This is a genomic window from Chryseobacterium sp. 22532, from assembly GCF_052044665.1.
Classification (GTDB): Bacteria; Bacteroidota; Bacteroidia; order Flavobacteriales; family Weeksellaceae; genus Chryseobacterium; species Chryseobacterium lathyri.
Genome location: NZ_JBQENJ010000002.1, coordinates 490,617 through 504,033 on the forward strand (window position 1 = coordinate 490,617; position 13,417 = coordinate 504,033).

General features: G+C 37.6%; 15 protein-coding genes. 7 read left to right on the top strand and 8 right to left on the bottom strand.

Annotated elements, in window-relative coordinates:
* Window positions 1-8: 8 nt before the first annotated feature.
* Window positions 9-1,010, top strand: coding sequence for an aldo/keto reductase (locus ACTJIV_RS06380; protein WP_440626372.1), 1,002 nt, complete (start codon window positions 9-11; stop codon window positions 1,008-1,010).
* Window positions 1,011-1,074: 64 nt separating this feature from the next.
* Window positions 1,075-2,067 carry an MBL fold metallo-hydrolase gene (locus tag ACTJIV_RS06385; RefSeq protein ID WP_440626374.1) on the top strand — a complete coding sequence of 331 codons (993 nt, stop codon included), beginning with the start codon at window positions 1,075-1,077 and terminating at the stop codon, window positions 2,065-2,067.
* A gap of 303 nt (window positions 2,068-2,370) precedes the next feature.
* Here ACTJIV_RS06385 and ACTJIV_RS06390 read toward each other — a convergent pair whose 3' ends face one another.
* The 7 genes from ACTJIV_RS06390 to ACTJIV_RS06420 all read right to left on the bottom strand — a co-directional run bounded on the left by ACTJIV_RS06390 (window position 2,371) and on the right by ACTJIV_RS06420 (window position 8,033).
* Window positions 2,371-2,763, bottom strand: a complete 393-nt coding sequence (locus ACTJIV_RS06390) for a DoxX family protein (protein ID WP_440626376.1) — start codon at window positions 2,761-2,763, stop codon at window positions 2,371-2,373.
* 54 nt (window positions 2,764-2,817) lie between these two features.
* Window positions 2,818-3,591, bottom strand: coding sequence for a DUF1223 domain-containing protein (locus tag ACTJIV_RS06395; RefSeq protein WP_440626378.1), 774 nt, complete (start codon window positions 3,589-3,591; stop codon window positions 2,818-2,820).
* A 116-nt stretch (window positions 3,592-3,707) separates the two neighbouring features.
* Window positions 3,708-4,469, bottom strand: a complete 762-nt coding sequence (locus ACTJIV_RS06400) for a LytR/AlgR family response regulator transcription factor (protein WP_111954949.1) — start codon at window positions 4,467-4,469, stop codon at window positions 3,708-3,710.
* Window positions 4,450-5,466 (bottom strand): sensor histidine kinase, encoded by a 1,017-nt coding sequence (locus ACTJIV_RS06405; RefSeq protein ID WP_440626380.1) that lies wholly within the window; start codon window positions 5,464-5,466, stop codon window positions 4,450-4,452. Before ACTJIV_RS06405 ends, ACTJIV_RS06400 begins: the two co-directional genes overlap by 20 nt.
* A 225-nt stretch (window positions 5,467-5,691) precedes the next feature.
* Window positions 5,692-6,126, bottom strand: a complete 435-nt coding sequence (locus tag ACTJIV_RS06410; protein WP_440626382.1) for a hypothetical protein — start codon at window positions 6,124-6,126, stop codon at window positions 5,692-5,694.
* The gene (locus ACTJIV_RS06415; RefSeq protein WP_440626384.1) at window positions 6,126-7,106 is read right to left on the bottom strand and encodes a heme-binding domain-containing protein; all 981 of its coding nucleotides are present in this window, start codon (window positions 7,104-7,106) and stop codon (window positions 6,126-6,128) included. Before ACTJIV_RS06415 ends, ACTJIV_RS06410 begins: the two co-directional genes overlap by 1 nt.
* A 180-nt stretch (window positions 7,107-7,286) precedes the next feature.
* Window positions 7,287-8,033 (bottom strand): SDR family oxidoreductase, encoded by a 747-nt coding sequence (locus ACTJIV_RS06420; protein WP_440626386.1) that lies wholly within the window; start codon window positions 8,031-8,033, stop codon window positions 7,287-7,289.
* A gap of 102 nt (window positions 8,034-8,135) precedes the next feature.
* On the opposite strand from ACTJIV_RS06420, the gene ACTJIV_RS06425 reads away from it, so the two are divergent.
* Window positions 8,136-8,474 (top strand): winged helix-turn-helix transcriptional regulator, encoded by a 339-nt coding sequence (locus ACTJIV_RS06425; RefSeq protein ID WP_040994435.1) that lies wholly within the window; start codon window positions 8,136-8,138, stop codon window positions 8,472-8,474.
* A gap of 108 nt (window positions 8,475-8,582) precedes the next feature.
* On the opposite strand, the gene ACTJIV_RS06430 is transcribed toward ACTJIV_RS06425, so the two are convergent.
* Window positions 8,583-10,802: an NADP-dependent isocitrate dehydrogenase gene (locus ACTJIV_RS06430; protein WP_111954957.1), complete on the bottom strand. Its 2,220-nt coding sequence runs from the start codon at window positions 10,800-10,802 to the stop codon at window positions 8,583-8,585.
* 330 nt (window positions 10,803-11,132) lie between these two features.
* On the opposite strand from ACTJIV_RS06430, the gene tpx reads away from it, so the two are divergent.
* The 4 genes from tpx (at window position 11,133) to ACTJIV_RS06450 (ending at window position 13,329) form a co-directional block, all read left to right on the top strand.
* Window positions 11,133-11,630, top strand: a complete 498-nt coding sequence (gene tpx / locus ACTJIV_RS06435; RefSeq protein ID WP_111954959.1) for a thiol peroxidase — start codon at window positions 11,133-11,135, stop codon at window positions 11,628-11,630.
* Window positions 11,631-11,787: 157 nt separating this feature from the next.
* Window positions 11,788-12,495 carry a hypothetical protein gene (locus ACTJIV_RS06440; protein WP_440626389.1) on the top strand — a complete coding sequence of 236 codons (708 nt, stop codon included), beginning with the start codon at window positions 11,788-11,790 and terminating at the stop codon, window positions 12,493-12,495.
* A 36-nt stretch (window positions 12,496-12,531) separates the two neighbouring features.
* Window positions 12,532-12,879 carry a VOC family protein gene (locus ACTJIV_RS06445; RefSeq protein WP_440626391.1) on the top strand — a complete coding sequence of 116 codons (348 nt, stop codon included), beginning with the start codon at window positions 12,532-12,534 and terminating at the stop codon, window positions 12,877-12,879.
* A 45-nt stretch (window positions 12,880-12,924) separates the two neighbouring features.
* Window positions 12,925-13,329 (top strand): glyoxalase superfamily protein, encoded by a 405-nt coding sequence (locus ACTJIV_RS06450; RefSeq protein WP_440626393.1) that lies wholly within the window; start codon window positions 12,925-12,927, stop codon window positions 13,327-13,329.
* The last annotated feature ends 88 nt before the right edge of the window (window positions 13,330-13,417 follow it).

Below are 13,417 nucleotides of genomic sequence, written 5' to 3' on the forward strand. Positions count from 1 at the left end.
CAGCAATTATGAAATTCAGACAATTAGGAAACACAGGAGAGCAGTTATCTGCAGTAGGTTTAGGATGTATGGGGATGAGCTTTGCATACGGTCCGGCCGACGAACAGGAAAGCATCAATACTTTACATAGAGCATTGGACTTGGGAGTTAACTTCTGGGATACCGCAGATATGTATGCTGCCGGAGAAAATGAAAAGCTGATCTCTAAAGTTCTGGTTCCGAACAGGGACAAAATCTTTATTGCCACCAAATTCGGATTCAGGTTTAAAGATGGAAAACCAAGTCACAGCGGGGCTCCCGGAACTTATTTTGACGGTTCACCGGAGTGGATCAGACAGGCTGTCGATCTGAGTCTTCAGAGACTTAAGATCGATACAATTGATCTCTATTATGCCCACAGGGTAGATCCAAATATTCCCATAGAAGAAACAGTTGGCGCAATGGCAGAACTGGTAAAAGAAGGAAAAGTAAAATACCTTGGATTATCAGAAGCCTCTGCTGGGTCCATCAGAAAAGCGAATAAAATTCACCCCATTACAGCATTGCAGTCAGAATATTCTATTTTAACTAAAGATGTAGAAAAAGAAATACTTCCAACCATCAGAGAGCTGGGGATTACCCTGGTGCCTTATTCTCCACTGGCAAGAGGACTTTTTGCCAATATCAATGAAGTGCAGAATTTTGGGGATGAAGATTTTAGAAAAACATTGCCGCGTTACCAGGCAGAATATCTGGAAAATAACAAAAACCTGGCGAGAGAAATTAATGAATTTGCACAGTCTAAAGGCGTAAAAGGAACTCAGCTAGCATTAGCCTGGGTATTGAACCAGGGGGACGATATCATTCCTATTCCGGGCACTAAACGTATTAAGTATCTGGAAGAGAATATTGCTGCCGTGAATATTGATCTTTCGCCTTCTGATCTGGAAACAATAGATTCGCTTCTTAAAAAGTACCCCAACGTAGGCGAAAGGTATACTGAAGGTTCTATGAAATTAGTAAACAATTAAAAAATCATATTCCGGATCCCGAATAGTCAGTAGGAATCCGGAGTATAAAAAACACATATTGATTATGAACAGAAGAGAGCTTTTAAAAAGCGGACTCATGGCCGGAGCATTAAGCTTCGTTCCGTTTACTGATGTTTTTGCCGGTGCCAAAACATTTTCACTGCGTTCTGAAGAAGACCTTGCAGGGTTCAAAAAGATAAAACTTGGAGAACTGGAGCTGTTCATTCTTACGGACGGATATATTCATGAGAAAAACATCGATACATTTGCTCCGAGAGCGGACATCACTCAATTAAAGGCTCTTCTCAGAGACAATTTCCGTCCGGATGATTATGTTGATATGGCAATGAACCTGATGCTTGTCAAGACCAAAAGCAGGCTTGTTTTACTGGATGCCGGAATGGGGATTTTTGCAGATGAAAGAACGGGATTTATTCTGAAAAGCTTACAGAAAGCAGGATTCTCTCCAAAAGATATCACAGATGTTTTCATTTCTCATGCCCATCCGGATCATATTGGTGGGGTAGTCGACAAACAGAATAACCTGGTTTTCCCCAATGCGGATATTTATATTTCAAAGATCGAGCATGACTTCTGGCTGCAGGCTTCCATCAAAGATTTTAAAAACAGCTTTCTGAAGAACCAACCGGAATTTCTTAACCAGATTATTCCACCTATCCAGAATATTCTGAAAACAATCCGCCCGAAACTGAAATTTTATGATTTTAAAAAACCTCTTTTTGATCATTTCAGTTTTCAGCTGGCTCCTGGACATACGCCAGGCCTTACCGTCACGACAATTTCATCGGGCAACGAGAAACTCATGTATATTGCAGATCTGATCCATTCCGATGTTATTCTCTTTCCACACCCCGAATGGGGATTTTCAGGGGATACAGACCTGGATATTGCTACAGGATCCCGTAAGAAATTACTTAATCAGCTGGCAGAAACCAAGGCTAAAGCTTTTGCTTATCATCTTCCATGGCCAGGCCTTGGCTTTACAAGGAAAAAAGATGCTGCCTATGAATGGATTCCGGAAAGTTTTATGAATTAACGGTTTGCTAACGGATACACCTTAAATTTTCTACGACATAGTTTCAATAATAAATCCTCTCATTTTCGGGAGGATTTATTATTAAAATCCCCAATCAAAGGAATACAATCGTAGAAAATGAAAAATAATATTACCTGATTGGGGGAAACATAAATAGAATTTTTAAATAGGATCAGATCATAAAAATTGATCGTCTGAATTTTTTTTTGCAAAGGTGATTATATTTTTACTGAATTAGAAACAGAACGTGTAAGGGATTCAGAATTTCGAACCTCCAATTAAGCACTTCAAGACCGGCTGTTGCTACGCTTCTCCAAAAATAAGTTCAGAAGAATACAGCTTCCTGAACATGATATACGTTACAGAAAGAATGGTAAATGCGATCACTGCATCTATAGTGGCAGCGAAGCCCAGCACTGCAATTTTTGAGAAGAAGGCGAAGATGATATCAAAAAACATTCCTGCAAACACCCATTCTTTTAATCGTAATAAACGGTTGGGAAGAAGAAGTACCAGAATTCCGGATAATTTAAAAACACCTAAAATGTAAATAAAGTGAGGAGGATAACCAAGCTGTTGGGTAATGTCCCATACCACTGGATTTTTAGTAAGTTCAAAGAAGCCACTCGCTCCGAACCATAATGACATAAAAATGATTCCTGACCAATAGATGATTTTTGTTGTTTTTGTTTTCATTGTTTTTATTATTTAAAGTTTTGTTGAATTTTTTATATGCTATTCCTCTAAATGTTATTGAATGACAGCTTTAGAGGCCCCGTACATTTTTCCTGTCTTTGAGTTCTGAATAAATCCAATGACCTCCCAATTGTCCTTGGTGAAATTGTCCGGGAGTTTAAAATCTTCAGTTCCTTCCGAATGATCTTTCAGTGAGATTTGTTTCTGCTTATGCACAATCTGCCAGTGCTGCAAATGGTGACCCTCATTTTCACCTCCTGCTACCTGAGTAGATGATTTCTTTTCCACTAAGCTGATAAACAGCTGATTTTGAGGATCAGTTTCAGCCGTTTTATAACTGATGGTGATTGTTTTTTGTGAAGCTACAGCTGAAAGGCTTACAGGGGCGGTTTTAGAACTGAGAATAACATTCTGAATGGCATTTTCTATGGCATTTCTGTCAGAACCTACCAATTCTGTTTTCCCATTGATCACCAATTGTGGAGTATAGGTTTGTGATCTGAGCAGACTGCTGTACATCTGCTGCCGCCGGGAGTTTTCAGCACTGCTGAATCTGTCTTTCCACCCGAGCCGGTTCCAGTAATCTACATGGTAGGAGAGGATGTAAACCGGTTGGTCTTTGTACTCTTTTTCAATCTGTCCCATCAGTTCATCTGCAGGTGGGCAGCTTGAGCAACCTTCTGAAGTGAACAGTTCCAGAACAGCAAAACCATTGTCAGGGAAAACAGCAGTGTTTCTTGTGTTTATCTTATCTTTCTGCATAAATGCAGATACTGCGAATATAAAAGCCGTGAAGGCACTTACGATGGTTAGATTTTTTAGAATCATGTCTTTAATTTTGATTCAAAAGTAGGAACCTCGTAAGCGCAAAAGAATATAAAAAAGGGTTAGTCGGACAAATTGAAAGGTGAACCCGGAAAATATAAAGGTTGAAAATTTATATATTAACGGTCTTCCAGCCAGGAGAAGAAACTGTGCGTTTTATCTTTGTTGATCAACAGTTTTTCAGGAGTTTCAATAACAAGCTTAACCAGAATTTTCCGCTGGAAATAATGTTCCATCTCCTTGACAGCCTTAAAACTCACCAGGTACTGTCTGTTGATCCTGAAAAACTGTTTCCCGGAAACCTGTTCTGCAACCTGGCCAAGTGGCTGTGAAAGCTGAAATTGCTCCTTATCAAAAGTAACCAGATGCGTGATTTCATTGTGGATATAAAAATAAGCGATACTTTCTGTAGGAATCGTGGTATATTTCTGATTTTTAAAGACTAAAAAACTGGTTTTTCCGGCAGGCTGGCTGATCTTTTGCAAAAGAGATTCGATATCAGGAAGCTCATTTTTACGGAAGAATTTTCTTAGTTCATCCACTTTTTTCAGCGCTTCGGAAATATCATCTCGCGAAAAAGGCTTCAGAATATAATCGATTCCCTTGCTTTTGAATGCATCCAGCATATACTGATCAAAAGCTGTACAGAAAATGATAGGGCAAGTGATATCTATTGCTTTGAAAATCTCGAACGACAGCCCGTCCGAAAGCTGGATATCCATAAAAATAAGATCCGGCATTATTTCTTTTGATAAAGCTTCAACACTGGTTTCAATACTGTCATAGACGCCCATGATTTTGGACTCGGGTCTTAACTCTAAAATAAGATTTTGAAGAGACTTTGCTGCTCTGAATTCGTCTTCAATGATGATGATATTCATGGATTAAAGGTAGTTTTATTTGAAAAATTTTTTCGTCTGAATACATTTCTATTTCCTGTTCCAACAGATGTCTGAACCGCATTTTAATATTGTCAAGGCCTACGCCAAGGGATTCTTCCGTGGCAATTTTTCGCTGGACAGGGTTTTCTATAATGATCCTGTCTTCAGAACTATAAATTCTGATATGCAGGGGCTTACTGCGGGATACAATATTGTGTTTGATACAGTTTTCTACCAGAAGCTGAATGGTAAAAGGTGGAATAAGTGTTTTAAGATCTTCACTTTTGAGTTCGTTGGTAAATGTAATTCCTTCGCCGAAACGGGCTTTTTGAAGAAAAAGATAAGCATCAATAATCTTCATTTCTTCCTGAACTGAAATGAGGTCTAGTTTTCTGCTTTCAAGTGTAAATCTGTAAAAGTCAGAAAGTTTGATAATGAAATCAACCGTTTCAGAATCGTTGGTTTCCGCCATCGATTTTAAAGTATTCAGGCTGTTGAAAAGAAAATGGGGATTCACCTGTTGTTTTAATAATTCGTATTGGGCCCCCAGATTATCACTTTTTACCTTTTCCAGTTCCAACTGTACCTGCTGTCCTGCATAATTATTCTGAAGTAATGTCAGGAACATATAACAAACGAGGTTGATCAGGATTCCCCGGACTTCCACCATCAGCATAACCGGACCGAAATTGATGTGAGATAAAATGAGCTGCTGGATCCAGGCCAGCCCGAACATAATCACCATTCCGAATGCCAGAGCAGTTAATAATCTTGAATATGAAATATTCTGTTTCCGCTTTCCTGCACTGCGGTTAAGCAAATAAATGTTGAGGTACCACATGATCACGGAAAATGCGGCTGTTATTGCTGAATTTACAGTGGCCTCTTTCCAGTTGAATTCATGGGAGGCCAGTTGAGGTATAGAAGATAAAATACCCAGAAAAAGAGAGCTTATCCAGATGGTGGCCTGTGAAATTTTTATTTTTTGCTGTTGCATGGGAACAGTGGTTTTGAGAAGTGAAATTAGGTTTTTTATTTGTAAAAAGAATGGTATTGGTGATGAATAGTGAAAAGGTGAATAGTCAATTGTGAATTTGCTTTGCCGGTGAATTTTTCCTGTAAATTGACTATTGACTCAGTGTAGCAAAATGGATCATTCACAAAAAGCACTCAGAAACTGAAAATCAGCTTCTGAGTGTTTTTTTAAGGTCTTTTTACAGGTTTATAGCTCATGATATACTGTATTCTTTCTTCTTTCTTCTTTATTTTTATTGATGTTAATGTTTTGATTTTCTGAAGCGTTTTTTATCTGATAGGAAACATTTCCGTTATGATCAGTCTGAATGGTTTCTATACTTAATAGTTCACCTGTAATGGTTCCCCCTATATATTGTGGATTATCATGGTATTTCCACGTGACTAATTTTATAACAGAGCCATTCTGAAGTTGATTATTTTCACCTGACAGAGAGATTAAGGCTTCCCGGTTTCCATACAAAGCAGATGAAGTTTCTTTTTTTGTATTGAGTGATGTGGAAATAAATTTTAAATCTCCAGGATCGAAAACAAGACGTTTTAGATCTTTGTCCGGTTCATCAATTTTGCAGGCAGTGAATAAGGCACAGACTGACAGGATCATAAACAGTATTTTTTTCATTATTTCTCAAGGTTTTTAATTAATCTTTCTGTGTTGACTTTCATTGGGACATCAAATAAATAGCCTGTTTTTTCGGCTAACTGACGGTGGCAGGCGATACAGGATTCTTTCGCGAAAGAGGCTGTTTTTCCTGTGGGATGAAGATCGTTTCCTGAAAATTTGGCAAATCCCCAACCTTCTGTATCTGTATATTTTTTAGAATCTTTGACCATAAACTGAGCATTGATAAACTCTCCGGCTCTCACTTCTCCGTCTGCAAAATTTTCCTGCTTCCAAACTGACTTTACAACGATGCTTCCATCCGGCCACGGATGAAAATTCTCTGTTTCAATGGCTTTTACTGCAATATCATTTCCGTAAATGACCCGAATGGATTTGTCAAAAAGAGTACTCATGCTGATCACTTTCCAGTTTTTAAACTCGTCTGTATATCGGATCCCATTGAGGGAAACCGGAAATTTTGCCGGATCAGGGCTGTGATTAGTCTGAATGTTTTGATGAAGATCTTTTTCTTGTTTTACAGGAGACAGTCCGGATAAGGAAAGGGTGTATTTCTTAACCGTTTCAATATCTTTTTTCGTGATTTTGGCTGTTGGATGGAACAGTGTATATTCATGAAGGGGCATTTTTCCACTTTGCATCATATTCAAAATGGCATACATCTTTCCCTGATGTTCAGCCGGCGAATAATTCCACTCTGAAAAGTTTAAAACTTCTCTGGCTCTTTCTATATCTTTGTTTACCGCCCAGGAAATCGGAGCAATTTTGTCGTACCAGCTTAAATTCTGCTGATTGGAATGACAATTAAAACAAGAGTTTTCTAAAATGGCAAGAACTTCGCGCGGAGCCTCAATCTTTTTAGAAACAGGCTGTCCTTTCAAAGGCTGATTGGAAAACTGCAATCCTGCAAAGATTCCTAAAACTGCCAGAAATACTATGGCAATAGGTTTTACATTCCTTTTTTTATGTACTGAGTCCATAATGATTTATTTTTATGGCTCAAAAGTATACGCTTAAAAAAAGAATCGAAATATAAAGCTGGGTGAACCGGACAAATCAAAAGGTGAAAATGGAATTTTTAAGGGTAAAAAGAAAGCTGGATGATGGAAGCTGAAAGTTTATGATGTTTTAATACTAACTCCCAGCCTCCTTACTTCCAACTACAGCGCCATTCCTCCGTCAATGATAATTTCTGTACCTGTTATAAAGCTTGCCAAATTATTGTCTGATAAATACAGTACGGCTTTTGCGATATCTTCCACAGTTCCCATTTTTTTCAAAGGAATTTGATCAATCAACCATTCATCAAGTCCTTCCAATGTCTTTTTATCCAGACCTGCCTTGGTCATGATGTTTGTTTTCGTAGGTCCCGGGCTTACCATATTGACACGGATCTTTCTTGGTGCTAGTTCTGCTGCTGCCGTTTTTGCAATTGAATTTAAAGCTGCTTTACTTGCCTGGTAAACCGAACTGTTGGGTTTGTAAGTGGATGCGACAACCGATGATAAAAAAACAACCGAAGCACCGGTATTTAATAAAGGAATGAATTTGCTTAATGTGAAATAAGCTCCCCGAAAATTGATATCCATTACCTGGTCGAAATTCTCTGAGCTCATATTTTCAATTGAGCCTAATGTTCCTGTGATTCCTGCATTAATAAACAAGATGTCAACTTTTTCAAACTGACTTTCGATTTTTGATTTTAAAGATTCAATATCTTCTAATTTTCCCTGATCTGCTACAAACGGGATGGCTCCCAATTCTTCAGCTGCTTTTTCAATAGCCTCTTTTCTTCTTCCGGTAATAATCACTGTTGCACCTTCTGCTATTAATTCCTTTGCAGTTGCATAGCCAATTCCACTGTTTCCTCCGGTCACAATAGCTAGTTTGTTCTTAAATGTATTCATTTCTAAAATTTTTTGACAAAGTTATTTCAAATTGATATACTTTTGTAATCAGTATCACAGAGTATATCAGTATCATTAATGATATCATTTAACTTTGCATTTATGGAAAGAGACCAAACCGAAGAACTAAGAGCCCTGCAGGATACCCTCTATTTTATTGGAGGAAAATGGAGAATTCCTGTGATCAACTCAATCTGTAACGGACACAGACGTTTTCGCGAGATCGAACGTAGTATACCGGGAATTACCACAAGAATGCTTTCAAAAGAGTTAAAAGACATGGAGCTGAATAAATTGGTCAAACGAAATGTTTACCCCGATACTCCGGTTTTAATAGAATATGAACCTACAGAATACTGCAGAACATTTGGAAAAATCATTGCAGAAATGATCAATTGGGGAAGAGAGCACAGGAGGGTGATTGTGGAGGATAAAATTTAAAAAATTGACATTCAGTCTAAAAAAAATTAATACTATCTGTATTGAAAAGTGTTTAAAATAAAAAAAGCTCCTTATAGAAAGGAGCTTTTATTTATATCAATTCAGAAATTAAATTCCGTCAATAATTTCATTTAAAACAGTGCTTGGTCTCATGGCTGCATACGTTTTGTAGGTATCCGTTTTGTAGTAACCGTCAATATTCTGAGGTTTACCCTGAGCGCTGATTAATTCTTCGTTAATAACAGCTTCACTTTCCTGTAATGCTGCTGCAACCGGAGCAAAATGAGCTGCCAATTCAGCGTCTGCTGTCTGGTTAGCTAAAGCTTCTGCCCAGTACATTGCTAAATAGAAGTGAGAGCCTCTGTTGTCGATCTGGCCTACTTTTCTTGCAGGAGATTTATCGGTAGCTAAGAATTTAGCATTAGCTTCATCCAGTGCATCAGCTAAAACCTGAGATTTTGTATTGCCCTGTGTCTGAGCCAAATGTTCTAAAGAAGCCTGAAGTGCAAGGAATTCCCCTAGAGAATCCCATCTCAGATAACCTTCTTCCAGGAACTGCTCGATGTGTTTTGGAGCTGAACCTCCGGCACCTGTTTCAAATAAACCTCCTCCGTTCATCAATGGAACGATAGAAAGCATTTTAGCAGAAGTTCCTAATTCAAGGATAGGGAAAAGATCCGTTAAATAATCTCTCAATACATTTCCTGAAACAGAAATGGTGTCTTTTCCTTCTCTTGCTCTTTTCAGCGTTTCAGTCATGGCATCTTTTACATCAAGAATTCTGATGTCAAGACCTGCCGTATCGTGATCTTTAAGGTATTTTTCTACTTTTTTGATAATCTCTCTGTCATGTGCTCTTCCTTTGTCTAACCAGAAAATAGCAGGTGTATCGGATAATCTTGATCTGTTTACTGCCAGTTTTACCCAGTCCTGGATGGGAGCATCTTTAGTCTGACACATTCTGAAGATATCTCCTTTTTCCACTTTCTGAGAAAGAAGAACGTTTCCGGCTTCATCCTGAACCTCGATAGTTCCGTCTGCTGTTGCCTGGAAAGTTTTGTCGTGAGAACCATATTCTTCAGCTTTCTGAGCCATTAAACCTACGTTTGGAACAGAACCCATAGTCGTAGGATCCAGTTTTCCGTGAGCTTTCATATCATCAATAACAGACTGATAGAAACCTGCGTAAGAACGGTCCGGAATAATACAAACTGTATCTTCTTCGTTTCCGTCCTTGTTCCACATTTTACCGCCTCCTCTTACCAGTGCAGCCATGGATGCGTCAACAATGATGTCAGAAGGAACATGGAAGTTGGTAATACCTTTATCGGAATTTACCATAGCGACTCTTGGTCCGTTAGCTAAAGCCGCTTCAATATCAGCTTTGATTTCAGCTTCCTGAGCATTGCCTTTAATTTTTTCGAAAAGATCGGCAAGACCGTTATTTGGGTTAACATCTAAAGACTTGAATGTCTCTGCATATTTAGTGAAAACATCTTTGAAATAAGTTTCAACGATAGCCCCGAAAATAATAGGATCAGAGATCTTCATCATCGTAGCTTTCAGGTGAGCAGAAAGAAGTACGTTTTTGTTTTTAGCCTCATCAATCGCTTTTTGAACAAATGCTTTCAAAGAGTTTAAATTCATTACAGAAGAATCGATTACTTCTCCGGCCTGAAGACCTGCGAAATCTTTTAATAAAGTTTCAGCACCATCATTACCTTTGAACGTAATTTTGAATTTTGTAGCGTTTTCTACAGTGGTTGAAGTTTCAGTTCCGTAGAAATCTCCTCCCTCCATGTGAGCAACATCAGTTTTGCTGTCAGAAGCCCAGTCACCCATTCTGTGAGGGTTGGCTTTTGCATAGTTTTTAACAGCTTTTGGAGCACGTCTGTCAGAATTTCCTTCTCTTAGCACAGGGTTTACGGCACTTCCTAAAACTTTGGCATATTTGGCTTTAATGGCTTTTTCTTCGTCATTTTTAGGCTCTGCAGGATAATTTGGAACTGCGAAACCTTTAGACTGTAATTCAGCAATAGCCTCATCAAGCTGAGGAGCTGAAGCTGAAATATTGGGTAATTTGATAATGTTTGCATCCGGTTGAGTTGCCAATTGACCTAATTCAGCCAATGCATCACCGATTTTCTGGTCATCTTTCAAAAACTCAGGGAAGTTGGCCAAAATTCTTCCAGCCAAAGAAATATCCGGAACTGCAATTTCAATGTTTGCCGATTTTGTAAAAGCTTTTACAATAGGTAAAAACGAGTGTGTTGCCAACATTGGAGCCTCATCCGTAAGAGTGTAATAGATTTTTGATTTGTCTGACATTATACTGTGTATTTATTATTTGATTTTTAAGAATCACAAATTTACTAAATATGATTGTTTTATGAAGGTATTTTAAATAAAAAAAGAGGCCAGCATCTCTTTTTAAACAATTGTTTATCTCTAATTTTACTTTGTAATCGAAATACTACCTTTAAACAGAGAATAAAAATGTAATAGTGTTTCCAATCAGCTTCATAGTTCCGGAACATGAACTTAAATAATGCTTCTAAGTCTAGGATGTTTATTTTCACTTTAAGAATTATTTAACCTTTATTTGACTCAGAAAACTTTCTATTTTAAGTAAATTTGAAAAACTAAAAAAATAAAATTATGTCAACGATTACCCTTAAAGGAAACGAAGTAAATACAATAGGAACCCTCCCATCAGTAGGAACCACCGTAAGAGATTTTGCGTTGGTGGATTCCGGTCTGAACGTGAAACTTCTTTCAGATTTTGATGGAAAAAAGAAAGTATTCAATATCTTCCCGAGTATTGATACAGGGATTTGTGCCGCATCTGCAAGAAAATTCAATGAAGAAGCTTCAAAACTTGATAATACGGTAGTGATTAATGTTTCCAAAGATCTTCCTTTTGCATTGGGAAGATTCTGTGCAGCTGAAGGCTTAAACAATGTAGAAACACTTTCAGATTTCAGAAGCAGTTTTGGAGATGATTATGAAGTAACTATTACAGATTCACCTATGAAAGGACTGCTGAGCCGCGCCGTAATTGTTACAGACGAAAACAACAAGGTTGTCTATACAGAGCAGGTTCCGGAAATTACGACCGAACCTAATTACAGCGCAGCAATTGACGCATTGAAGTAATTATAATAGTAAGATTGTATAAAGCCTTGTGGAAAACCCGTTCACAAGGCTTTTTTTGACTCTGGAGAATAAATAAACGAGTTACAACAACTCTAACCCCATGGTTGAATAATTGAGCTTCGAGTTATCTTATTAACCGCATTAAAAAATTAATACCATGAAAATAATTAAATTTAACAGGAGAATTTGCTACTTACGCTTTTCAACGCTTCTGCTTTTACTTTTCTTTATTGCCTGCAGCGGGCAGGAGAAAAAGAAGACAGAATTCCGTTCAGAAACCAGTACACCCAAAAAATTTCAAAACAGGAAATATGAAAATTATGATCTGATTGGTAATGTTAAAACGACCCAATGGGAAATTTTCAACTATGATACTTCAGGAAATACGAATACATATTATTATAAGGGATATACTGACCAGATTGATTTAAATTTCAATAAAGAAGGAGAACCCTTTTTGGTGAAACTTGTAAGTAAATCTATAAAAGCCTATCAGCAGCCCCGTGATAATAAAATAGAAAATATAGTATATGAGAAAGAACCTGTAATCCTTTTAACATCTTCATCTATTGAGGACATAAGTATTGACTATCTGGCTTATTCATCAAAGGTAGATCCCGGGACCAATAAGCTTATTGCTGAAAATAAATATATTAAATATTACTATAATAAATATGGTGACTTGCAGGACTATATCATTACTGCCGGAAAAGATGAAGCCCCGAGATATTTTAAATTTGCATATAAATATGATGAAAAAGGCAACTGGGTAGAGCGTATCTTATCTGAAGAGTTTTATGATTCAGAAACTCCGGATGATAAAGAAATTATACAGAAAATTGTAAGAACAATCACTTATTATTAACAGTAATCTATATTATAAACTCTTAATTTGTATAAAATGGTAAAGAGAATTGTGGCCAACATACAAACAGACCATTTAGCTGATGCAGATCGCTTTTATAAAGATATTTTGGGTCTCGAAATCCTGATGGATCATGGCTGGATCAAGACTTTCGGAAACCATGAAGAAGTGCAGGTTCAGGTAAGTTTTGCCACCCAGGGCGGAAATGATACGGAGGTTCCGCTACTTTCGATGGAAGTTGATCATGTAGATGAACTCTACGAAAAAATGCAGCAGGCCGGTTTTGAAATCACTTACGGGATCACCAATGAAGATTGGGGAGTACGAAGGTTTTTTGTAAAAGATCCGTTTGGAAATTTAATCAATATACTCTCGCATCAATAGCTTGTTTGTCAGCAGAAATTATCATTTTCACTATAGAATTTTATTATGAAAGCAACACGGATTATTCCTATTCTCAGAATCTTCGACTATCAAAAAGCCGTAGAGTTTTATGTGGGCTGGTTGGGATTTAAAATAGTATGGGAACATTATTTTGAAGAAAATGCTCCTGTTTACATGGAAGTGGAAAAAGGAGATATAGTTTTTCACTTAAGTGAACATCACGGAGACGGAACACCCGGAACCAGAGTGATGATTTGGGGCGAGGGAATTTCTGAATACCGCAGTGAATTAATAGAGAAGAAGTATAAATACAACCGTCCGGGGCTTGAGAAAACATTTTATGGCGCCGTATCCTTCACGGTAAATGATCCATTCGGAAACACTATTATCTTCAATGAGGAATATGTTGAAGAAAAACATAAAGATCTTGAATTTTCTTCTATCCATTAATTCATTTAATAGGAACAAACTTTCATCTGTTAATGAAAAGGCAACAATAAAAGGGTTTTGGTTCAGACCTATTATTTAAGAACTGATG